Below are 20870 nucleotides of genomic sequence, written 5' to 3'. Positions count from 1 at the left end.
GAGGAAGCACGTAAATGAAACGAGTGGTTCTGTTTTCAGGTGGGAGCGCCTGTCGCTCCCTGAATAATGCTTTGTGCAGGGATGATATATCTCTGACCCGCGTCGTGCCCGCCTGGGACAGTGGCGGGAGTTCGAGATCCATCAGGCTGAGTCTCGATATGCTGTCCGTGGGAGATATCCGTCAGGCTCTGATGACGATGGCTCACGGGGAAAAACGGTCGGGAGATGTCGTGCGCATCTGTAACACGCGCTTATCTTCCGATCTGCTGTCGCAGGATGCGAGAGCAGAATTTACAGCCTATCTGGAGGGATACCACCCCGTACTTGAACGGCTGGAGCCCGGTCTCAGGGGCGCTATCGTAAATTACCTGAAGACCTTTGCTGCAGAAGCCGGGAATGACTTTGATTACCGTAATGGCAGTATCGGGAATTTTATTCTTTCCGGTGCTTATCTGGCACATAACAGGGATATCAACACAGCCATTTTTGTGTTCAAAAAGTTGTGCGACATTGCAGGTAACGTCTGGCCTTCTTCGCTCAATAACGATCTTATTCTGTCGGCAACCCTGAATGACGGGAAGGTTGTCTCTCCTCAGGATAAAATTACCAAACTCGCCGAATCAGATGCCTCAATAGGCATCAGAAATATCGACTTACGCACATCAGACGGGCACGCGGCAGGTGCCAATCCAGCCGTTCTGGAAGCCATCAGGGATGCCGATCTGATTGTATTCGGTCCAGGAAGCTTCTATACCAGCATTCTTCCTCATATCCAGGTAGACGGAATCACGTCAGCGATATCGCGTTCAGGATGCCCGGTGGTGTTTATCAGCAATATCCTTCAGTGCAGGGAGAGTCAGGGTCTTGGATTAAAGGAGATTGCAGAGCGTTTTGAACGGGAATGGAGAACCCGGACCTGCAATACGGAATTGCCGGATTTGTATCTCTTCGGTAACCGTCGGTTCCTTGCCATAGATAAATACGTTAACGGGTTTTCCTATCTGAGTGATGAGGTTAGCGAAGGCAGAGATTACCGCGTTGTACTGGATGAGTTTGAAGATGTATGGGAGCGGGGAAAACATGATGGTGCTGCTGTGGCAGCCAGACTGCTGGCGCTGACTCGTCATCCATAAACAATGACAGCGCCCGTAACCGGGTGCATGACAATCCTCCCTTCAGCAGGAGGCGAACTGTCAGAACGTTCTCAGAATAAGGTTTCCCCGAAATACCTTTGCGTCAGTGCCGGGGGCATTGTGAAACAAGGCTGCGGCTTTGTGTAACGCTTCCCTGATAAGTTCCGGGTAATTTATAACGACAACGTTGACATCCTGATGCTCAAGTACCGGATCGTAAATTTCATCAAACGTAATCAGTAAAGGAGACACCGGTATGTGCTGTTCGGACAGCATCTGTGAAACGCCATAATAGATTTCAGTATTGCAGGTAATGACGGCTGATACTGCCCTTTTTCCCGACAGGAGGCCTGACATAGCCATGCGCCCCGCCTGAAAATTCCTGGCGCAAGGAACCAGATGATATTTCGAACGAGGCAGTTTTAGCTTTCTGGCCGCATACCGGAACTGTTCAATAATTTCACAATCAGGGGTTCCAGTTGAAAAATCACCGAGGATGGCAATATCCTCCCGCTCATAGCGAGTTAACATCTCCACCAACCTGAGGATACACGGCTGATAATCCACCCAGATAGCATGACGCGGGTTCTGCCTTAACCGTTTATTGATCAGTATGATATCTGACGCAGATTGCTCAATAATCCGCCCCAGCTCCGCGCTGCCCATGGATACGCTCATGATCAATATCACCGCGCACTGCTGATTCTCCAGACGGGCAATACCCTGCCGTTCATCCTCAGCGTCAGCCCTGGCATCCGTAATAATCAGTTTCTTGTTATGCTCCTGCGCAAATTGCGTAGTGAGCCGGATAAGTTCAGGAAAATACCGCGTTTTATAGACAGCCTCACTGACCAGCAAACCAATATTTTCCGCAGACTGCATCGATAAACTCTGTGCCGTCTGGTTAATGGCATAACCCGTTTCAGCGATAACATCCATGACTCTTTTATGCGTGTCCGGGGACACAACGTTAGCGCCTGATAACACCCTTGATACTGTCGCGATAGAGACGCCCGCATGACGGGCGACATCAGTCATCTTAACCATAGTCATCATCCTGAATGGGGCCGCATCTGATACTTAAGTTTCCGCTGATAGTGCTGGGAATAAATAAAGCCAAAAGTCTTTCCGGTAGTCAGGCACCTGATTCGGCGGAGCATGTTCTTCCTGCCATCACGCTTCTCGTTTTCAGAGTCATCAGGGAAACCAGGATCATCAGTACGCTGATACAGATAAAAGCTGTGGGTAATGTGCTGAAGTGGGCAACGTATCCGACGATGGCAGGCCCTGCCAGAACACCAAGGTAACCCATCGTTGTGACTGCCGGAATGGCCACCGCCGCGGGCATGGCAGCCTGTCGACCTGCAGCCGAGAACATGACAGGGACAATGTTGGCGCATCCCAGCCCCACTAACGCATATCCGACTAAAGATATTTTCCAGTCGGGTATAAACAGAACGAGCGCAAACCCGACGGCAGCGATAAGGGCCCCGGCAACCACAACAGGTATGGCTCCCAGCACGGTAATGACACGATCTCCAATCATTCTGGCAAAGGTCATTGCCAGCGCGAAAGTTGCGAAACCGAGTCCGCCGTTGGATTCGGCCACGTCCCGGATCTCCGTAAGGAAAACGGCACTCCAGTCAAGAACCGTGCCTTCAGCAAGAAAGACACTGAAGCAAATAATCCCCATCCACAGGACAATCCCTTTTGGCCTTGCAAAAGTGGGACCTTCCGCATGGCTGGATTCAGTTAGTAGCCCTTTATGACTTATTGTGAACAGCACGATCACCACTACCGAGATAAATGCCGTCGCGACAGAAACCGGTACACCCGTAGACAGGAGCACGGTCATGAGTCCGGCACCGGCAATTCCTCCGCAGCTGTACATACTGTGAAAGCCTGACATAAGCGGTTTACCGGCCTTTTTTTCCACGATAACAGACTGAATATTGATGGCACCGGCAGTAATACCAATCCCGGTACCAAATATCAGCAGTACTGCCGCCAGCAGCAACGGTGAGGCAATCAATGAGAGTAAAGGCAGTGAAAAAATAATGCTCCAGACGGACACCCGGATGACCTTTTTGCAGCTGTATTTTGCCGTCAGGTATCCTGTAAGTGGCATGGCCAGCAATGCACCGCCACCGAGACAAAGCAGAAGCGTACCTAATGTTGCTTCGTTTACGCCGGTATTGGCTCTGGCATAAGGCACCACCACAGCCCATGAAGATGTACTAAAGCCGGCGACAAACAAAATAAGTTTCGTACCCAAACGCTGATAGCGTTCCAGTGTTGAAATGGACATGAATTACCTTTATTTAGCTGAATTGAGCACTCTGAGGATTTCTGCATGAAGAACCGGCCCGGAGCTGGCCAGATACCCGGCATGTTGTCCGGACAATTCAGTCACACATCCCCCGGCATTTTTGACCAGCAGGATCAGGGGAGAGAGTGCACTCATCTTGTCGGGATGGATGATGCACAGATCGATGTAGCCGGCAGCCAGCATGGTCATTGCGTGGCACGGGTCACCCTGTCGGGTCATAAGCACACGGGAAGACAGGTTTTGAATGCCTTTCTGGGTAACCTCATTGAAAAAGTCATCTTCACTGACATGCATAATCGACTGATGCAACTGTATATTTCTTCTGGTGTTAAGACGAAACTGACCGAGAGGGCCAAAGGTCAGCGCCTCAGCGCCTTCGGCCCAGAAACGTTCCCGCGTGAATGGCCTGACAACCATACCTGCCACGCTTTTTCCCCGGTGAGACAACCCTGCGGAGACGCCTTTCGCCGGTAAGCCATGATCACTCAGTCGTTCAGTGGTAAATACATCGACAGACCAGACAAACTCATTCTCAGAAACATCCCGACTATGGTCATCCACCGCGTGTGCAGGGTATTCCGTCGAAATGTAGTCCTTCAGGGTATTCAGAACCCTGTCACTGCCCTCAGGATAGTGTTCGTTTTCCGAAACATCACGCCCTCCCTGTATTTTTGCGGCCACAACGTGTTCCTTCAAAATAAGATCTTCGGATAACGCAGCGAGTTGGTTCAGAAAACGCACATCAGGATTTGCTAACACGTTCAGGCCTCATCTTTCTGTACAGAGAGTTGACATGAGGATTGCTTATGCACGATCATGCTCTCTGATGCTTGATTTAGATAACTTCAGGAAAAAACATGCTCGATTATGCAACTTTCCCCGACCAACGACAAGAGCTCATTAAAGAATCTCTCCGGGAGACTGGCAGGGTGCTTGTGACCGAGTTAGCCAGTACCCTTAATGTATCTGAACATACAATTCGCCGTGATTTACATGAACTTAGCAAAGATGGGTTTTGTAAGAAGGTCTATGGTGGAGCGGTGATCACCATCCCTGAAGTGAGTGATTTTGATGTCAGAAAATCCCTGAACACCTCATCAAAGAGCAAGATCGCGCATAAATGTGCACAACTTGTGAAACCGGAAACCTGCATTTTTATCGATTCAGGAACGACCAATCTGGTCATGGCGGAGGCTCTTCCGGAAGACCTGAGCTTAACCGTGGTAACGAATTCGCCTGAAATAGCGACCGTACTTCTGAATAAACCGATGTGCGAAGTAATTATCCTTGGCGGGCAGATTCACAAGGGTGTGAACGGTTGTATCGGTTCCACGGCATTAGCTCAGATCCAGGGGATAAATTTTGATCAGGCTTTTATTGGTGGGTGCGCGATGGCCCCGGAATCGGGATTAACGGGTTACGACTACGCAGACTGTGAATTCAAAAAAGCCGTCATACATCAAAGCAGCGAAAACATTGTTGCTCTAACCGCAGAGAAAATGCCCGGTGTCGCAAGATATGTTGTGGCAAAAAGTACCGATATCGATGTCATTGTGACAGAGGAAAATACAGTAAAAGAATATGTGAATGCGTTTAAAGGTCTGGACATTCGTGTTCATCAGGTCTGAAAAGGTAAATTACTGCCTAAACAAAAAATGCAACTAATCAACACCGGAGCCCCAAAAATATGAAAATAACTGGAACAGCACAGGCAGAGTTTTTAGCTCTCCCGACCCACTCCCGGGCGAAGGTGATACATGCTATCGACAGATTTTTGAAAGGCGATGATTTCACTACTCTGTTCAGAGTAGATGAGAATTTAACAGGGATTCAAACAGAAGGAGCAGGCATACAAAGAGTCATTTTCATTAGCAGAACTGTTGAAGATGGGGTAATTCTAGGCGTAACGATGAAGAAAAAGAAGCATTACAACCAGAATGACGCCGTAGCATTTTTGGCAGACCGACAGACCCCCTCAAAACCGGGTAACCATGAATGCTGGGATAATGTCAGAAAAGAGGCACTCACTGTAACAGCGGTAAAAAGCGGCCTTGAAAATGAAGTTTTAAAGGAAACCCTCCAAAAAACGCTGATGGAATGACGCAGTATCGCTGGCCTGACGCGACAACAACTCGCTAATAAAATGGGTGTTTCTTACAAATACCTCTGCAGCATAGAAGCAAACCCATCCAGAGTGAGCATCACGACACTTTACCATTACGCCACGAAGTGTGGTGTCAAAAGCCCTCTCATTTATCTGTAAATAAGAAATACCAGAAGCATTTCATCAAAATGTAGGCCGGATCCATTTTTACCCAGAGAGTAACTCTCCACAGCTCTCGGTTCGGGAATTGTAATAACAGCCTGACCACCTTACAAAGCTACCCCGGACACAACATCACGGGCAATCATCTTCATTTCTCGTCTGCTTCTCGCTCACTGCGGACCTTAAGCACAGTCAGATCGTCCGCATCGAGCCAGAGGCAGTCTGCGCCAGCCGTGTTCTGAATTGAGATTACTCGTAGGGAACGCCCTATTACACGGCTGATTTAGTCACCGCTAAACATCCTAAATTTCATCCATGGAGAAACTATTGTTCCTTTGAATACTCATCTGTCTCCGAAGAATAATGCTGGCAAACACATGCCAGCTTATTCCCATCAGGATCGCGCAGGTAGGCAACATAAAAATCGGGACCGTACGCGGTTCGTGTACCCGGCGCGCCTTCATTCTTCCCGCCCGCAAGGAGGCCTGCCGCATGGAACCGTCTGACAAGGTCCGCGTTATCGGCACGGAATGCGAACATTGTCCCGTTTCCCGCCGTTGCGGGATGCCCGTCAAAAGGAGGGCAAATACAGAAGCTGAAACCCTCCTCCGGATTATTCACATCTCCCCATATTGCCCAACCTTCTGTCCAGGCAGGCACACGTGAATAGCCAAGCACTCTAAAAACAGCGTCATAAAACGCCACGGAGCGCTGAAGGTCATTTGTACCTATGGTGATATATGTCAGCATTTTATCACACCCTCTTTGCCGTTTATCTGAGCGGACATTATACCTGGAGGCTGCTCTGCCGATGAAATAAAACTGTACTCAATAAACTATAGATTTATGTCTTATTTTGGAATGAATGTGGATATTATCATTCCCTCCGTGTTTGTCATTACAGCACAATGGAGCTTTAGATAAATCCGTCAACCACGTGTGCAGTGCTGTAACTATCAGCAAGGATAACCGCCCCGCCATCTCAACCGGAGCGGCTTATCTACACTGTTAGTGCGCGCTCAAAACGTTAAGCCACCACGGCCAACCCTCAAAAACTGTACGTCACCTTCAAACTCCCCGTAGGGGACGTTTTACGTTGCACAATGGGACTATCACCCGCATCCCCCGTCAGCTGCGTAACGCCCGCTGAGGCAAGCACGCTCCAGCGCGAGGTGAGCTTGTGGGTCCAGTCAAGGTTCATCGACCAGGCATAAATCCCGGCCCCTGTGTCATGTCGGGCAAAACCCGATGCGGCCGACTGGGCGGCATTGACCCCGTAATACGTCTGCATATACTTGTCGGAACCCCAACTGCCGGTCAGCGCCAGCGTCACCGCATTTGTTGGTGAGGTGTAGAACGGGCTGGAAATGCCGAAATGTACCGCTTCACCGTTGTCCCTTTCAGAAACCGGTACCTCAGCCTGCAGCTGCAGATGAAGCCAGTCGGTCACCTTGTACTCCAGCCCAGGCACAACGATAGCCGAGCCTTTTATCTCGCCCATCCCTCGCAGCTCGTCGCTGCCGGAGCTGATCGAATCGCTGCTCACGTCTTTATCTTTACGACCAACTCGATAGCTCAGCGCTGCGCTGTAATCCAGGTTACCAATGTTGTTGCCGTAACCGATACCCCGCGTGGTACCGATGAAAAAACCGTTGGCCATGGCGTAATCCACCACCTGAGCTGCGCTGACGCGAGTTTTATCTGAACCCGAGTAGCGTGGCGCGACGTCCACGCCGCCCCCCAGGGTTAAGACGTTTTCGTGACTCTGTTCTGCCGCCAGTACGGGCGTGGTCAGTAACGCCAGAACGACGCCCGGCGCGATGTTTTTCAGGCTGCGGCCCGAAAGTAAATGGGGGAACGTATGACGCAGTTCGATGTTTCTCATTACAGAAGCCCTTTTGGATTCAAATGATGACGATGCATGCGGTTAACCGCCAGAACGCCCATTTTGAATACTGACCCTAAGGTTCTGATGAGCCGAAAATGAAGAAACACTGAAGCGCGAGCAGATGCTGTAACCCGGACAGATTTCCTGATACCGTTTTTTCTTAAGATGTTCTTCATTCACGGTTGATACAGTTACCAGTGTGAAAATTCTACTAATCGAAGACGACCTCGATCTCGGCAATGGCGTACGTATCGCCCTCTCAGATCAAGGATTTGAAGTCATATGGGTACGCCGTAAAGAAGATGCGCTGCATCAGCTGGACGTCTGCGTGCCGGAACTTATTTTGCTCGACCTGGGACTGCCCGACGGCGATGGCATGAGCCTGATGACGCGTTTGCGTCAGCAGCTCAAGGGGATCCCGGTCATCATCCTGACGGCGCGAGGCACGTTGCAGGATCGCCTGTGCGGGCTGGATGCCGGTGCAGACGACTATCTCGTCAAACCTTTTATTCTCGCCGAGCTGCTGGCGCGAGTCAGAGCCCTGGCGCGGCGCAGCTACGGTTTCGAGAATGAGGCGATAGAAATTCGAGGCTTATCTCTTCATGTCCCGACGCGTCGCGTGACGGTAAGTGCGCGCCATATCGATCTGACGGCCAGTGAATACGCGCTACTGGAAACGCTGATGCTGCGCGCTGACCGCGTGATTACGCGACGGTTTCTGGAAGAACGGATATTCGGCAACAAAGAGAACCTCAGTAATGCGCTCGACGTGCATATGGGGAATTTGCGGCGAAAGATCGGCGACGGCTATGTGCGAACGGTGCGGGGCGTCGGGTACGTCATTGATACCGTATCCATTCAGAAGGTGACCGGTTGATGCAAAACGTCTGGTATCACCTGAGACGCCCAACGCTGGTACGGCGAATTATTATCGCCCAGCTGCTGCTGCTTACCCTGCTGTGGTGTCTTTTTGTCACCTTCATTCTGTGGGAGGACCTGCGCAGTCCTCCTATCCTCACGGGCAGTAATACCTACGAAACCCTTTTTACCCTGGTCGAGCGTATGGACGGACGCCCGCAGGATCGCACCGCGGTGCTGGAAGACTTCAGCCAGGCCCTGCGTGAAGGTTACGGCGGAGGGGAAGATCCCGTGCTGTCGATTAACCTCATCGTTCGCAAAAATAATACCGTTATTTTTGCCTCCGACGGTGCGCCCGCGGGGATAACAAACACCCGGTTCGGCGAACTGGAGCACGTTCAGAGTGGAGATCGTACCTGGACCAGCCGCACCCTCAAATCCCCTCACTCCGATGTGGAGGTTACCCTTTTCACCCCAGCCAGCGGCTGGAACTTCTTTATCTATCTGAACTCACGTGGCTACTACATCCTGCCGCTGCTGGTTTGCTTCCCTTTTCTGCTGTTTCCCGCATGGCTGTCAATACGCATTGCGATGCGCCCCTGGAGTAAGGTGGTCAATGAAATTACGTTACGCACGCCTGACGATCTCTCCCCCTTAAAAGCCGTTCCCAGGCACAGGGAGCTTCGTCAGATGGTGGACGCGATCAATGACTTCCTTGCCAGGGTCCGTGAAAGCGCGGAAAGGGAACGGGTTTTCATTGCGGATGCCGCGCACGAGCTGCGTACCCCCCTCGCGGCGATGCGCATCAACGTGGAAGCGCTGCAGTCCTGGGTCATCAGCGAGAACCAGCAGGAGCTGCTTGCGGGAGTGGTTCGCAGCAACAGCCGCGCCGCGCGTCTCGTCAACCAACTGCTGCTGCTGATGCACAGTGAAGCGCGTATTGATACGGCTATGGAGCCCGTGCCGCTGACAACGCTTATTCAGGAACGAATGGCCGAGCTGGAGCCGCTAGCGTCTGCGCGCGACATTGAGCTGGAATTCTTCGCCGAGGATGAAATCTGGATCTCAGGCGTCAGGGAACGTCTGGTGTCGCTCATTGATAATCTTATTGAGAACGCCGTGAAGTACAGCCCCGAGGGCGGGCGGATTCAGGTCGATGTCCGTGTAGTAGATAGCTTCGCGCGGCTTCGCGTTTCAGATGCAGGACCCGGCATTCCGGTTGAACTGCGGGAGCGCGTGTTCGACCGCTTCTTCCGCGATCCCAATCAGGTGCAAAGCGGCAGCGGGCTGGGGCTTGCCATCGTCAAAGCGGTGGCGCAGCAACACAGCAGCAGCGTAAACCTGAGCACTTCCGCTGAAGGAGGCCTCATGGTGACGGTTGACTTCCCGAACCGCACGTTTAGCTAAAGCAGAACAGGGGGTTTGATCGCAAATGCCGCAGATTGCTTCAAAATAATTACCGTATTTGTTATATTGTTGTTTATTGCTTATTCACCTCTGCGGTGCCAAAAAGAACAAGATTCACCGCAACCCAGGACAGAGAAATGTTAGATTACCGCTTCCCGACAGCTTTGCAGATGGTTCTCAGCGTAGCGATGGCGGAGCAATTGGGTGAACGTTCGACGAGTGCGATTCTGGCCTACGGTCTGGAAGCGAACCCGAGCTTCATCCGCAAATTGATGGTTCCGCTGACGCGTGACGGCATTATCGTCTCAACGCTTGGCCGTAACGGCTCAATTCACCTTGGTCGCCCGCCGGAAGAGATTTCCCTGCGCGACATCTACCTTTCGGTCATCGAAGATAAAAAGCTGTGGGCGTCGCGCCCTGACGTACCGGCCCGCTGCGTGGTCAGCGCTAACGCCTGCTGGTACTTTAAATCGATTTCTGAAGAGGCCGAGCAGGCGTCGTTAGCGGTACTGGAGCGCCATACCGTGGCTAGCGCCCTGGAAGCGGTGAAAAACGCCGACAGCAGCGGATGGGATCCGCTCCCCGACCTCATTGCCCAGTATCAAAAAACGTCGTAACGCGTTATTTGTTGCGAAAAAAAACCGCCTTCACTATGAAGGCGGTTTTTTATTATCTGCAATATCCCTAGGCAGGCAGAACTTCCCTTTCCTCTTTACCACGCGTCACTAACTTACGCAGCGTCACGTAAAACACCGGCGTCAGGAACAGACCAAACAGCGTCACGCCCAGCATCCCGGAGAAGACCGTGATCCCGGTGACGCCGCGCACTTCTGCACCCGCGCCGTGACCAAGGATCAGCGGAATGGTCCCGGCAATAAAGGCGATGGAGGTCATCACAATCGGGCGTAAACGCAGGCGGCACGCCTCCAGCGCGGCCTCCATGATGCCTTTGCCCTGAATTTCCAGCTCGCGGGCAAACTCCACGATAAGAATGGCGTTTTTACAGGCCAGCCCCATCAGCACCACCAGCCCTACCTGCACGAAGACGTTGTTATCGCCCCCGGTCAGCCAGACGCCAAACAGCGCGGAAAGCATCGTCATCGGCACGATGAGGATCACTGCCAGCGGCAGCGTCCAGCTTTCATACAGCGCCGCCAGGACCAGGAACGCCAGCAGCACCGCGACCGGGAAGACGATCAACGCCGTATTCCCCTGGGTGGCCTGCTGGAAGCTCAGGTCCGTCCATTCAATGTTCATCCCGTTCGGCAGGATCTGCTTAGACATCGCGTCCAGCTGCGTCATCGCCTGCGCAGATGAAAGCACGCGCGGGTCGGCATCGCCAATCAGGTCCGCCGCCGGGTAACCGTTGTAGCGGATCACCGGATCCGGCCCGTAGGTGGTCGTGATGTTCACCATGCTGCCAATCGGCACCATTTCGCCCTGGCTGTTGCGGGTGCGCAGATTCGCAATATCTTCCACGCTGTCGCGGAACTGCCCGTCGGCCTGCGCCATCACGCGCCAGGTGCGCCCGAACTGGTTGAAGTCATTGACATACGACGAGCCCAGATAGGTTTGCAGCGTCCCGAAGAGATCGGTCAGCGACACGCCCTGCGCTTTCGCCTTATCGCGGTCAACCTGCACGTCCAGCTGCGGCACGTTAGCCTGGTAGGTTGAGATCGGGAAATGCATCCCCGGCGTCTGCATAATCGCACCGGACATGGTGTTCACCGCATTTTGCAGCGCGCCATAACCCAGACCACCGCGGTCCTGGATGTACAGGGAATAGCCCGACCCCTGACCCAGCCCTAAAATCGGCGGCGGCAGGATGGAGAAGCCAAAGCCCTGCTGGATTTGCGCGATTTTCGCGTTAATCTCCGCGTTAATTTCCGCCGCGGAATGTTTACGCTGGTCGAACGGCTTCAGGCCGAAGAAGACCGTCCCGGTATTCGGCGTGTTGGTGAACTGCAGCGCGTTCAGCCCCGGGAACGCGACCGCGTAGTCCACGCCTTCGGTATTCATCCCGATTTCGCTCATTTTGCGGATCACCGCATCGGTGCGGGCCAGCGAAGAGCCTTCCGGCATTTTCACGCCGCCGATCAGGTAAAGCTTGTCCTGCGTCGGAATAAACCCGCCGGGCACCGCTTTAAACATGACGCCTGCGGCACAGAGCAGCAGCAGATACACCACAAATACCGCGCCGCGTCGTCCCAGCGTTTTGCCCACCAGCCCCTGATAGCCGTTCGAGCTGCGGAGGAAGAAGCGGTTAAACGGACGGAAAATCCAGCCGAACAGACGATCGATAAGCCGGGTCGGGAAATCTTTCGGCGCGCCGTGCGGTTTTAACAGCAGTGCCGCCAGCGCCGGAGAGAGCGTCAGCGAGTTAATGGCGGAGATGACCGTGGAAATCGCGATCGTCACCGCAAACTGCTTGTAGAACTGGCCGGTAACGCCCGACAGAAACGCCATCGGCACAAACACCGCACACAGCACCAGCGCGATAGCGATAATCGGCCCGGACACTTCGCGCATCGCCTGATGCGCCGCCGCAAGTGGCGCAAGCCCCTCTTCGATATTTCGCTCGACGTTTTCCACTACCACGATGGCGTCGTCCACCACGATACCGATGGCCAGCACCAGCCCGAACAGGCTGAGGGTATTCAGCGAGAAGCCCAGCAGGTAGAGAATGCTGAAGGTACCCACCACCGACACCGGCACCGCGATCAGGGGAATGATCGACGCGCGCCAGGTTTGCAGGAACAGAATGACCACCAGCACCACCAGCACCACCGCTTCCAGCAGCGTTTGCACCACCGCACGGATCGAATCGCGCACAAAGACCGTCGGATCGTAAGGTGCCGCCCACTTCATGTCCGCCGGGAAGCGCGTGGACAGCTCGTCCATTTTCGCGCGCACCGCGTTAGACAGATCGATGGCGTTCGCCCCCGGCGACTGGAAGATCCCAATCCCGACCGCGTCTTTATTGTTCAGTTGGGAACGCAGCGCATAGCTGCCAGAGCCCATTTCGATACGTGCCACGTCGCGCAGGCGGACGACCGTGCCGTCCTGCGTTGTTTTCAGGACAATATTGCCGAACTCTTCTTCGGTATGCAGACGGCCCTGGGCGTTAATGGAGATCAGGAAATCGCTCTCTTTCGGCAGCGGCTCGGCGCCAAGCTGTCCGGCGGAGACCTGCACGTTCTGCTCCTGCATCGCCGTGACCACGTCCGAAGCGGTCAGCCCGCGGGCCGCCACCTTGTTGGGATCCAGCCAGACGCGCATCGCGTATTCACCCGAGCCGAAAATCTGGATCTGGCCGACGCCGGGCAGACGCGCCAGTTCGTCCTTCACCTTCAGCGTGGCGTAGTTACGCATATACAGGGAGTCGTACTTACCGTTAGGCGAAAACAGATGCACCACCAGCGTCAGCGTCGGGGACTGTTTCTGGGTGGTGATGCCCAGACGCCGCACGTCTTCCGGCAGACGCGCTTCGGCCTGCGCGACGCGGTTTTGCACCTGAACCTGCGCCTGATCCGGATCGGTTCCCGGACGGAAGGTGACGGTAGTGACCAGCACGCCATCGGAACCCGCGACGGACTTCATGTACATCATGTTCTCAACGCCGTTGATCGCCTCTTCCAGCGGCGTCGCCACGGTCTCGGCAATCACTTTCGGGTTGGCGCCCGGGTACTCCGCACGCACCTGCACGCTTGGCGGCACGACGTCAGGATATTCGCTCACCGGCAGCAGCGGGATGGCGATTAACCCTGTGATAAAGATCAGAATCGACAGGACCGCGGCAAAAATCGGCCTGTCGATGAAAAAGCGGGAAAAGTCCATGGGTGGATTCTCAGGTCAAGGGATCAGTTGAGGGCGCTGGTGGCGGTCATGGCAACGGTTTTCGCGTTAACCGGCATGCCCGGCATAAACACTTTTTGTAAACCCTCGACGATGACTTTATCGCCTGGGTTCAGCCCCTGCCGCACGATGCGTAAACCGTCTGCCAGACGACCCGGCGTAATGTCACGACGCTGCGCTTTCCCCTCTTTATCCACGATATAGACGTATTTACGATCCTGATCGGTCAGCACCGCTTTGTCGTCGACAAGCGTGGCTTTGAACTCGGCGCTGCCCGGCAGGCGTACGCGGGCAAACAGTCCCGGCGTGAACTGACGCTGCGCGTTATCCAGCAGCGCGCGCATACGGATGGTGCCGGTACCTGGCGACAGCTGGTTATCAAGGAAGTCCACTTTGCCCTGATGGGGATAGCCCTCCTCGCCCGTCAGGCCAATCTCAACCGGCAGCGCCGTATGATTGCTGGACGCCCCCTGCCCGCTGCGGGCCAGGTTTTGGTAGTGAAGGTAGGTTGACTCGTCCACGTCAAAGTAAACGTACACCGTCTTCTGCGAGACCAGCGTGGTGAGGACGCTGGCGGTGTCGCCCGCAGTCACCAGGTTCCCGCTGGTGATCAGCGCCCGGCTGGCGCGACCATCAATAGGCGCGGTGACTTTGGTGAAGTCCAGGTTGAGCTGCGCGGCGTCCACTGCCGCCTGCGCGGCGCGAATATCGGCCTGCGCCTGAGTGGCGGCCGAACGACGCTGCTCCCACTCTTCACGGGAGACAACGTTGGTATTGACCAGCTTATCGGTACGGTTAGCCTCACTTTGCGCCAGGCTGGCCTGCGTTTTGGCTCTCGCCAGGTTCGCCTGCGCCTGTTCCAGCGCGGCGCGATAGGTTCGGTCATCAATCGTGAACAGCACCTCGCCCTTCTTCACTTCCTGGCCGTCGGTGTAATTCACTTTATCAATGTAACCGGACACGCGCGGACGCAGCTGAACGCTCTCCACCGCTTCAATCCGTCCGTTAAAGCTATCCCACTGGCTAATAGATTTCACCACCACGTCAGCAGCGCTGACGGCGGGCGCAGGCGGCGCGGCATTTTGCGCGACGCTGTTATCGCATCCGACGAGCAGCACGGAGAGCAACATTGCCCCCAGCGCGTTCAGATGAAAGTTACCCCAGGTTTTTTGCAGGCTCATTATTTTTATTCCAGTCATTATCGCCGCCGGGCAAGACGCAGCAGGAGGCACCGCGCCACTTCCTTTGTCCGGTGGCTGTCTCAAGGCCATTTGTGTCGTTCATCGCCACAAAACTGTAACAGTTGCGAGTACACTATCGCGGCGATTGTAGGAAGGCGCTAAACTAAGTGCAAGAATAATTGTTGCACTTTATGTGCTATTTGAGTGGATGTGAAAAGACCCGTTTCGCCCAGGGATTTAAATGCAACAATAAAACTTGCAATTACTACAAAAACGCGCCACCTTTTAATGCAACAGACAAAGATACTTTTAGACAAGCAGCGTGAGGGTAACCAGATGAACACTGGCGCATTTATGCATGATTTACTCGACTGGATCGACAACAACCTGGATAGCCGTCTGGACATTGAGTCCGTCGCCAGGCGTTCCGGCTACTCAAAATGGCACCTCCAGCGCCTGTTCAAAGAGCATACGGGCTATCCCCTCGCCGGATATATTCGCGCGCAAAAGCTGCAAAAATCGGTTGAGCGCTTAACCCGCAGCGATGAACCGATTCTGAACGTGGCGATAGCACTTGGCTTTGACTCCCAGCAGTCTTTCAACCGCAGCTTTAAGCGTCAGTATGGTCAGGCGCCTGGGGCATGGCGGCGGAGCATGGGTGGCCCGGAAACGCAGCAGCTTCGCCAGTAATGCATATTTTGCTGCAACGTCGATCTGTTGCTGCTATACTGTATATAAATACAGCATAGCGAGGTGCACGATGGCTGTTGAAACAAAATTTGTTGTCGTTAGAAAAGGTGAAGAGAAAATGACATTTGCCAGTAAGAAAGAGGCTGACGCTCACGACAAGCTGCTCGATATGGCAGACGCGTTCACCGACTGGCTGTTGCAAAGCGGAATGCAGATGGATGAAACGCAGGCTGAAAATCTTGGCCTGTATCTCGCCGAGCAGAAAGAGACCGTGCAGCATATTCTGCGTACCAGCAAGCTTCCCGATCTCAATGCTCCAGCTGTAGCGGATAAAACGGAATCCGATGCGGCTGACACGAAAAAATCAGGGCTGTGAAAGCGTCCTGATTGTCAGAACAATCATCACTCATTTTGAACTATTCACCAGGCCCGGCAGCCAATTCCGGGCTCCCCCTTTGCCAGAGATTCCCTTCTTAATAATTGCTCTTTCATTCTTCAATGACAGTCATTGCACGTCATGCCTGCGATCGTTTTTAAACTGATGGTTTTATCAGGTATAAATATCACTGATGTCTTATGAAACATTTTAATAATTAAGGAATTAGCTGCAGTCCGTAGTGATCTTCTTCCTGGGATGAGATATAACCTGATGCGGAAATTAACATTCTTGTAACGTTGATAAGGCTAAACAAATGAAGCAGGTTGGTATTGTTGGTTGGCGAGGAATGGTCGGTTCTGTTTTATTACAGAGAATGGTCGAAGAGAACGACTTCGACGATATCTCAGCGCATTTTTACAGTACTTCAAGCCCCGGGGCCGCCGGTCCAGTCATTGGCGGCGTCAGCTACACACTCAAAGATGCTAATTCCATCAGTGACCTGGCCGTAATGGATATCATCATTACCTGTCAGGGCGGTGATTACACAAAAGCAATCTATCCTGCTTTGATTAATCGTGGCTGGCAAGGCTACTGGATTGACGCGGCCTCAGCACTACGGATGGATGAGAAAGCCTGCATTATTCTCGACCCCGTCAATCGCCCCACGATTGATCGTGCCGTTAAAGAGGGAATTAAACTTTTTGTCGGTGGCAACTGTTCCATCACGCTGAGTCTTATGGGGCTGGCTGGGTTGATTAAGGCTGACCTGATCGAATGGATGAGCGTTATGACCTATCAGTCTGCATCAGGTGCGGGGGCGCAATATGTCAGGGAATTAATTGTTCAAAGTGCCTGGATCAGTAAGCATTTGTCCTCTGATGAACTGGCATCATCAGGTTCAGTGCTGCCTTTAGTCAATAAAGTCAGTGCGTTAATTAACAGTGCTGACATGCCGATACAGAATTTCGGCGCACCTTTAATGGGCAGTATTATACCGTGGATTGACAGCGATTTGGGGGATGGTAATAGCCGTGAAGAGTGGAAAGGTGAAGCCGAAACAAACAAAATTCTTGGTTTGTCTCCTGGTGCGATCCCGGTAAATGGATTGTGTATTCGTGTTGGCGTGATACGCTGCCACAGCGCCGCAATCACCCTGAAGCTCAGGCGTGACGTCAGCGAAGAAGAATTCGCAGCGTTAGTGACGCATTCTCATCCCTGGGTTAACTATGTGCCCAATAACAAGGTTGAAAGCGTCAGTAAATTGACCCCGGCTTATATCAGCGGTTCGCTTCAGGTTGGTATTGGCCGTTACAAGAAGATGTCACTTAACAACGATCCAATATATTCGGTTCTGACGGTTGGCGATCAGCTATTGTGGGGCGCGGCGGAGCCCTTGCGCCGCATGTTGAATATTCTGCTGGGCAAAATCTAAGACATATTTTCTGAATAAAAGCATCTACTGAACAGGTGCTTTTATTGTATTGCCTCAGCGGGTTCGTGCCAACGCCGCCAAAATCATTTCACGCGCGTGACGCAATACCGATTTTATTTCGTCTACCGGGATATCAGCGAGCCCCAGTCCGCGTAGCAGGAATATGCCTTCTACAGCGAGAAACGCGTGCCTGACATCGGCCATCTCCTCTCCAGCCTCGCGTAGTGGTTCGAGGAGTGAGCGATACAGGTTGCGAACGGGTTCCAGCATACCTGGCGCATGCACGAGAGCCGTGATAAGAAACGCCGCCATCTGTGTTACAGCATCCTCCTCCTCCAGCGCTTCCTCGATGTGCGCAAGAATTAATTCCCGTGGCCCTGCGGCGGTATCAGTAAGACGCTGGCTGACTGCCTGCTGGAAACGCTTCACTTCTCGCTCAAGCACGGCGTATATCAGGCCATCCTTTGATGAAAAGGTATACACAAGGCCGCCTTTACTGATGCCAGCACGTTCCGCAACGGCATCCAGCGTAAATATCCGCCCTCCAGACTCAAGAATGATGCTTTCGGCAGCATCCAAAACGTGCTCTCTGTCGATCTCTTTTTTACGCGTCACAACTTCCCCTTGTCTTTTTCGACTGATCAGTCGCATAATGTTTTCGACTGGCCAGTCAGATTAGCACTGCGATCCTGGTACGACAAGATCGCTCCTGTAACTTTCCACCACTAAACACATATAAGGCAATGAAATGGAAGAGTGTTTACCATCTGCAGCCATCGCACACTTTGTCATGAAAGTGAAAAATATTGAGTCGAGTTACGATTTTTATCAGGGGTTAGGTCTTCGCGGATTCGACAAATTTCCAGGAATGGCAATCATCGAACTACGCGGCGGCACACATTTATTGTTAGCGGCAAAAGACGATCCAATGACTGATACGCTTCACGACAGCCGTGTCGGCCAGCGCTCTGATTTTATTTCCGAAAAAATTGATCTGATGATCGCGGGTCATTCCAGATCAGATCTTGAGAATTATCGAACCGGATTGATTGAAAAAGGGTATTCCCCTTTGGAAATTGCAGAAGGTTCGCTGTATGGACATTATTACTTCTCAATGCTGGACCCTGATGGCAATGGCGTGAGTTTCTATACCAGCCACTGTGACGATAAGCCTGTCTGACATATCGTCTGGGTTTTATAATAATACTGGCGCACCAGCTTATTGGCGCCGTTGTTCACCGCAGCCTGGTGGAAGTTACAGCAGGCTGCTTTGCGTTATCAACCATCGGAAATGATGTCCGCTGTTCGTTCACAGCAGACCTAACGTTATCTCCCCCCTCAACTTTCCCACAACACCCCGCCATAAAACCTGGTAGCTATACAAACACACCAGACTGTTATGTTAATACGCGTTACCCACTACAACGAGGAAACGCGCATGACCCCACATCCGCTACGCCAGATAATCGAATCCTGTGACCACGCCATCACCACCAAAAACTATGACGCCCTGATGGAGTACTACGCCGACGATGCGGCTCTGGTGGTCAAGCCAGGCATGACGGTTAAAGGCAAAGAGAACATCCGCAGCGCGTTTATTGCCATCTCTGATTATTTCCAGGACCAATTGATCGTCGAACAAGGGGAGATGCAGGTGATCGAAGGTGGCGGTAATGCCCTCGTTATCATGGAAACCGTTCTGCGTTTTCCTGATGGCCAGGGTGGAATAACAGAAATGTCGCGCCGCGCGACCTATGTTTTTCGACAGGAAAGCGACGGTCGCTGGCTTTGTACCATCGACAACTCTTACGGTACGTCGCTTCTGGATACCGGGAACCGATCGCGTTAATCACACTTTCAAAGGGGCGCTGCCGCCCCTCCACGCCTGCGCCCTTAATGTGTAGTGATGCGCGGTTCCTTCACAAACTCAGCCAGCAGCCACACCATATCGTGCAGCAGGCCTGTCAGTTCCTTCGCTACGTGAGCGGGCAGCGTTCCCCCCATCACCGCCTGTGTCAGCGCCAGAACGTAGTCCACCTGAGTCAGGGTGTCCTGCCAGCAGTCCGGCACGCAGGAGTTGATTTTCTCACCCATGATCAACTGTTCAATCAGGTATGGAGGAAGATCGGCATCGCAGAGCTCACGCAGCTTGCGCAGGGTCTGAAGGAGACGCTCGCACAGCGCAGTGTGGCTCGCGACATCATCGATTTCGACCAGCACGCTCACCAGCGCGGCGCAGTTGTCGGCGACGACAAACAGATCGGCATCAGCCGGAAGCGGCCGGGAGATAAGTTGCAGAATGACGTTTTCGTCAGATGGAAGATAAGTCAGGGTTGGGATAGTAGCCATACAAGGCATCCTTCTATATGCAATTCATTTAACCACCCAGTGAGTTCCTACGCTCGGGGGGTAGCGCTGACAGAGGTAGGAATACCGCCCATATAGAAAAACGGCCAGCCTTACGGCTGCTCCGCCAGCGCCACCGTTATTGTAACGAGATCGGCACTGCTGCGACATACGTAATGTCACTATATGGCTGACGGGTTCCTACGCCCGATTGCGGATGTGCCGCAACGCAGGCACTTTACGACCGCGACCCGTTGAGGAAAAGACATAACACTGAATTTCACAAGGTTACTTTGCGGTTTGCGAGGCGCCTTCCAGAAACGTTTACCGGGGCCAGACAGAGCACGCCCCACCAAATTTTGCCCCAACCTTCCCCGAGCAACTGGTGTATTGTTTTTAGACAATTCATTCATCTAAAGGACACCTGCGCAATGATCACCATCCTCGGCAAAACCACCTCCATCAACGTGCGTAAAGTACTCTGGACCTGCGAAGAAGCAGGCCTCGCGTATCAACAGGAAGATTACGGCAGCGGTTTTGCCTCAACGGAAACGGATGCCTTCCGCGCCCTGAACCCCAACGCCATGGTGCCGGTGCTGATCGATGACGATTTCGTGCTGTGGGAGTCCAATTCCATTTGCCGTTATCTGGCGCGCAAGGCCGGACGTCACGATCTGCTGCCCGCAGAACCGCAGGCCTGCGCCAACGTTGAGCGCTGGATGGACTGGCAGGCAACCGAATTCAATAACGCCTGGCGCTATGTCTTCCCGGCGCTGGGGCGTAAAAACCCGGACTTTAACGACCCTGAGCGAATTGCGGCGGGAATAAAAGAGTGGAACTACTGCATCACCATTCTGGAAAACCAGCTGCAGCGCACCGGCGCCTTTGCGGCAGGCGAGACGTTTACCCTCGCGGACGTGGTGCTTGGGCTGTCGGTGAATCGCTGGAAGATGACGCCGTTTGATAAGCCAGACGTGCCCGCCATTGAGGCCTGGTTCGAGCGTCTTAACCAGCGCCCGGCGTTTTTGCGTCACGGCAATAACGGCATGGTGTAAAGTCTTCACGCCCCTGGCTTGAGCAAGGATATTTTATTTAATTACTTAACC

At 53.2% G+C, this 20870-nt stretch carries 21 protein-coding genes and 1 pseudogene; 13 read left to right on the top strand and 9 right to left on the bottom strand.

What is annotated here, in order from left to right; translation table 11 throughout:
- Positions 1 to 14 precede the first annotated feature (14 nt).
- Positions 15 to 1133: a gluconeogenesis factor YvcK family protein gene (locus tag AC0TN7_RS21765; RefSeq protein WP_463726640.1), complete on the top strand. Its 1119-nt coding sequence runs from the start codon at positions 15 to 17 to the stop codon at positions 1131 to 1133.
- Positions 1134 to 1193: 60 nt separating this feature from the next.
- Here the strand turns inward: AC0TN7_RS21765 and AC0TN7_RS21760 are convergent, their stop codons facing one another.
- The 3 genes from AC0TN7_RS21760 to AC0TN7_RS21750 all read right to left on the bottom strand — a co-directional run bounded on the left by AC0TN7_RS21760 (position 1194) and on the right by AC0TN7_RS21750 (position 4221).
- A complete protein-coding gene (locus tag AC0TN7_RS21760) occupies positions 1194 to 2180 on the bottom strand; it encodes a LacI family DNA-binding transcriptional regulator (protein WP_463726639.1) in 987 nt (328 codons plus the stop codon).
- A gap of 88 nt (positions 2181 to 2268) precedes the next feature.
- The gene (locus AC0TN7_RS21755) at positions 2269 to 3441 is read right to left on the bottom strand and encodes an MFS transporter (RefSeq protein ID WP_463726638.1); all 1173 of its coding nucleotides are present in this window, start codon (positions 3439 to 3441) and stop codon (positions 2269 to 2271) included.
- A gap of 9 nt (positions 3442 to 3450) precedes the next feature.
- Positions 3451 to 4221, bottom strand: a complete 771-nt coding sequence (locus AC0TN7_RS21750) for an inositol monophosphatase family protein (RefSeq protein ID WP_463726637.1) — start codon at positions 4219 to 4221, stop codon at positions 3451 to 3453.
- A gap of 98 nt (positions 4222 to 4319) precedes the next feature.
- Here AC0TN7_RS21750 and AC0TN7_RS21745 point away from each other — a divergent pair, with 98 nt between their 5' ends.
- From AC0TN7_RS21745 to AC0TN7_RS21735, 3 genes are read left to right on the top strand one after another with little or no spacing between them, the layout of a single operon-like run.
- On the top strand, positions 4320 to 5090 hold the full coding sequence (locus tag AC0TN7_RS21745) for a DeoR/GlpR family DNA-binding transcription regulator (RefSeq protein ID WP_463726636.1): 771 nt from the start codon (positions 4320 to 4322) through the stop codon (positions 5088 to 5090).
- 59 nt (positions 5091 to 5149) lie between these two features.
- Entirely contained in the window at positions 5150 to 5563 is a 414-nt protein-coding gene (locus AC0TN7_RS21740) for a hypothetical protein (RefSeq protein WP_473702441.1), read from the top strand.
- A 6-nt stretch (positions 5564 to 5569) separates the two neighbouring features.
- The gene (locus tag AC0TN7_RS21735) at positions 5570 to 5725 is read left to right on the top strand and encodes a helix-turn-helix domain-containing protein (RefSeq protein WP_473702527.1); all 156 of its coding nucleotides are present in this window, start codon (positions 5570 to 5572) and stop codon (positions 5723 to 5725) included.
- A gap of 327 nt (positions 5726 to 6052) precedes the next feature.
- Here the strand turns inward: AC0TN7_RS21735 and AC0TN7_RS21730 are convergent, their stop codons facing one another.
- Together AC0TN7_RS21730 and AC0TN7_RS21725 are read right to left on the bottom strand one after the other, a co-directional pair.
- Positions 6053 to 6478: a VOC family protein gene (locus tag AC0TN7_RS21730; protein WP_473702440.1), complete on the bottom strand. Its 426-nt coding sequence runs from the start codon at positions 6476 to 6478 to the stop codon at positions 6053 to 6055.
- Positions 6479 to 6776: 298 nt separating this feature from the next.
- Positions 6777 to 7613 carry a MipA/OmpV family protein gene (locus AC0TN7_RS21725; protein WP_473702439.1) on the bottom strand — a complete coding sequence of 279 codons (837 nt, stop codon included), beginning with the start codon at positions 7611 to 7613 and terminating at the stop codon, positions 6777 to 6779.
- Between the two features lie 202 nt (positions 7614 to 7815).
- Between AC0TN7_RS21725 and AC0TN7_RS21720 the strand changes: the two genes are divergently transcribed.
- The 3 genes from AC0TN7_RS21720 (at position 7816) to oqxR (ending at position 10498) form a co-directional block, all read left to right on the top strand.
- The gene (locus AC0TN7_RS21720) at positions 7816 to 8493 is read left to right on the top strand and encodes a response regulator (protein WP_473702438.1); all 678 of its coding nucleotides are present in this window, start codon (positions 7816 to 7818) and stop codon (positions 8491 to 8493) included.
- Positions 8493 to 9881, top strand: a complete 1389-nt coding sequence (locus AC0TN7_RS21715; protein WP_473702437.1) for a sensor histidine kinase — start codon at positions 8493 to 8495, stop codon at positions 9879 to 9881. Before AC0TN7_RS21720 ends, AC0TN7_RS21715 begins: the two co-directional genes overlap by 1 nt.
- Before the next feature lie 137 nt (positions 9882 to 10018).
- Complete coding sequence (gene oqxR, locus AC0TN7_RS21710; protein ID WP_473702436.1) at positions 10019 to 10498, top strand: efflux pump transcriptional repressor OqxR; 480 nt, start codon at positions 10019 to 10021, stop codon at positions 10496 to 10498.
- A 67-nt stretch (positions 10499 to 10565) separates the two neighbouring features.
- Here the strand turns inward: oqxR and oqxB are convergent, their stop codons facing one another.
- Together oqxB and oqxA are read right to left on the bottom strand one after the other, a co-directional pair.
- Complete coding sequence (gene oqxB, locus AC0TN7_RS21705) at positions 10566 to 13718, bottom strand: multidrug efflux RND transporter permease subunit OqxB (RefSeq protein ID WP_024909113.1); 3153 nt, start codon at positions 13716 to 13718, stop codon at positions 10566 to 10568.
- Between the two features lie 23 nt (positions 13719 to 13741).
- On the bottom strand, positions 13742 to 14917 hold the full coding sequence (gene oqxA / locus AC0TN7_RS21700; RefSeq protein WP_148769459.1) for a multidrug efflux RND transporter periplasmic adaptor subunit OqxA: 1176 nt from the start codon (positions 14915 to 14917) through the stop codon (positions 13742 to 13744).
- A gap of 336 nt (positions 14918 to 15253) precedes the next feature.
- Between oqxA and AC0TN7_RS21695 the strand changes: the two genes are divergently transcribed.
- The 3 genes and pseudogenes from AC0TN7_RS21695 to asd all read left to right on the top strand — a co-directional run bounded on the left by AC0TN7_RS21695 (position 15254) and on the right by asd (position 17418).
- A complete protein-coding gene (locus tag AC0TN7_RS21695) occupies positions 15254 to 15607 on the top strand; it encodes a helix-turn-helix domain-containing protein (protein ID WP_023311528.1) in 354 nt (117 codons plus the stop codon).
- 70 nt (positions 15608 to 15677) lie between these two features.
- Positions 15678 to 15994: pseudogene (locus AC0TN7_RS21690) on the top strand (YebG family protein).
- Between the two features lie 305 nt (positions 15995 to 16299).
- Positions 16300 to 17418, top strand: coding sequence for an aspartate-semialdehyde dehydrogenase (gene asd / locus AC0TN7_RS21685; protein ID WP_473702435.1), 1119 nt, complete (start codon positions 16300 to 16302; stop codon positions 17416 to 17418).
- Between the two features lie 54 nt (positions 17419 to 17472).
- On the opposite strand, the gene AC0TN7_RS21680 is transcribed toward asd, so the two are convergent.
- On the bottom strand, positions 17473 to 18033 hold the full coding sequence (locus tag AC0TN7_RS21680; protein WP_473702434.1) for a TetR/AcrR family transcriptional regulator: 561 nt from the start codon (positions 18031 to 18033) through the stop codon (positions 17473 to 17475).
- A 133-nt stretch (positions 18034 to 18166) separates the two neighbouring features.
- On the opposite strand from AC0TN7_RS21680, the gene AC0TN7_RS21675 reads away from it, so the two are divergent.
- Positions 18167 to 18598, top strand: coding sequence for a VOC family protein (locus tag AC0TN7_RS21675; protein ID WP_267216576.1), 432 nt, complete (start codon positions 18167 to 18169; stop codon positions 18596 to 18598).
- 258 nt (positions 18599 to 18856) lie between these two features.
- On the top strand, positions 18857 to 19267 hold the full coding sequence (locus AC0TN7_RS21670; RefSeq protein ID WP_148243011.1) for a YybH family protein: 411 nt from the start codon (positions 18857 to 18859) through the stop codon (positions 19265 to 19267).
- Between the two features lie 44 nt (positions 19268 to 19311).
- Here AC0TN7_RS21670 and AC0TN7_RS21665 read toward each other — a convergent pair whose 3' ends face one another.
- Positions 19312 to 19767, bottom strand: coding sequence for a hypothetical protein (locus tag AC0TN7_RS21665; RefSeq protein WP_417927296.1), 456 nt, complete (start codon positions 19765 to 19767; stop codon positions 19312 to 19314).
- Positions 19768 to 20195: 428 nt separating this feature from the next.
- On the opposite strand from AC0TN7_RS21665, the gene AC0TN7_RS21660 reads away from it, so the two are divergent.
- Positions 20196 to 20819 carry a glutathione S-transferase family protein gene (locus AC0TN7_RS21660; protein WP_473702433.1) on the top strand — a complete coding sequence of 208 codons (624 nt, stop codon included), beginning with the start codon at positions 20196 to 20198 and terminating at the stop codon, positions 20817 to 20819.
- Positions 20820 to 20870: the final 51 nt, after the last annotated feature.

This window comes from Enterobacter sp. PL_is511 (assembly GCF_055816065.1).
The sequence above is the reverse complement of the archived record's forward strand: the minus strand, read 5'-3'. Positions and strand labels throughout refer to the sequence as shown.

What these genes read in the sequence shown, in the direction of transcription:
- AC0TN7_RS21695 (WP_023311528.1), top strand. Translation starts at nt 15,254, where the DNA reads ATGAACACTGGCGCATTTATGCATGATTTACTCGACTGGATCGACAAC.
- AC0TN7_RS21740 (WP_473702441.1), top strand. Translation starts at nt 5,150, where the DNA reads ATGAAAATAACTGGAACAGCACAGGCAGAGTTTTTAGCTCTCCCGACC.
- AC0TN7_RS21730 (WP_473702440.1), bottom strand. Translation starts at nt 6,478, where the DNA reads ATGCTGACATATATCACCATAGGTACAAATGACCTTCAGCGCTCCGTG.
- AC0TN7_RS21725 (WP_473702439.1), bottom strand. Translation starts at nt 7,613, where the DNA reads ATGAGAAACATCGAACTGCGTCATACGTTCCCCCATTTACTTTCGGGC.
- AC0TN7_RS21665 (WP_417927296.1), bottom strand. Translation starts at nt 19,767, where the DNA reads ATGGCTACTATCCCAACCCTGACTTATCTTCCATCTGACGAAAACGTC.
- oqxR (WP_473702436.1), top strand. Translation starts at nt 10,019, where the DNA reads ATGTTAGATTACCGCTTCCCGACAGCTTTGCAGATGGTTCTCAGCGTA.
- oqxA (WP_148769459.1), bottom strand. Translation starts at nt 14,917, where the DNA reads ATGAGCCTGCAAAAAACCTGGGGTAACTTTCATCTGAACGCGCTGGGG.
- AC0TN7_RS21675 (WP_267216576.1), top strand. Translation starts at nt 18,167, where the DNA reads ATGGAAGAGTGTTTACCATCTGCAGCCATCGCACACTTTGTCATGAAA.
- oqxB (WP_024909113.1), bottom strand. Translation starts at nt 13,718, where the DNA reads ATGGACTTTTCCCGCTTTTTCATCGACAGGCCGATTTTTGCCGCGGTC.
- AC0TN7_RS21660 (WP_473702433.1), top strand. Translation starts at nt 20,196, where the DNA reads ATGATCACCATCCTCGGCAAAACCACCTCCATCAACGTGCGTAAAGTA.
- AC0TN7_RS21745 (WP_463726636.1), top strand. Translation starts at nt 4,320, where the DNA reads ATGCTCGATTATGCAACTTTCCCCGACCAACGACAAGAGCTCATTAAA.
- AC0TN7_RS21765 (WP_463726640.1), top strand. Translation starts at nt 15, where the DNA reads ATGAAACGAGTGGTTCTGTTTTCAGGTGGGAGCGCCTGTCGCTCCCTG.
- asd (WP_473702435.1), top strand. Translation starts at nt 16,300, where the DNA reads ATGAAGCAGGTTGGTATTGTTGGTTGGCGAGGAATGGTCGGTTCTGTT.
- AC0TN7_RS21760 (WP_463726639.1), bottom strand. Translation starts at nt 2,180, where the DNA reads ATGGTTAAGATGACTGATGTCGCCCGTCATGCGGGCGTCTCTATCGCG.
- AC0TN7_RS21670 (WP_148243011.1), top strand. Translation starts at nt 18,857, where the DNA reads ATGACCCCACATCCGCTACGCCAGATAATCGAATCCTGTGACCACGCC.
- AC0TN7_RS21715 (WP_473702437.1), top strand. Translation starts at nt 8,493, where the DNA reads ATGCAAAACGTCTGGTATCACCTGAGACGCCCAACGCTGGTACGGCGA.
- AC0TN7_RS21755 (WP_463726638.1), bottom strand. Translation starts at nt 3,441, where the DNA reads ATGTCCATTTCAACACTGGAACGCTATCAGCGTTTGGGTACGAAACTT.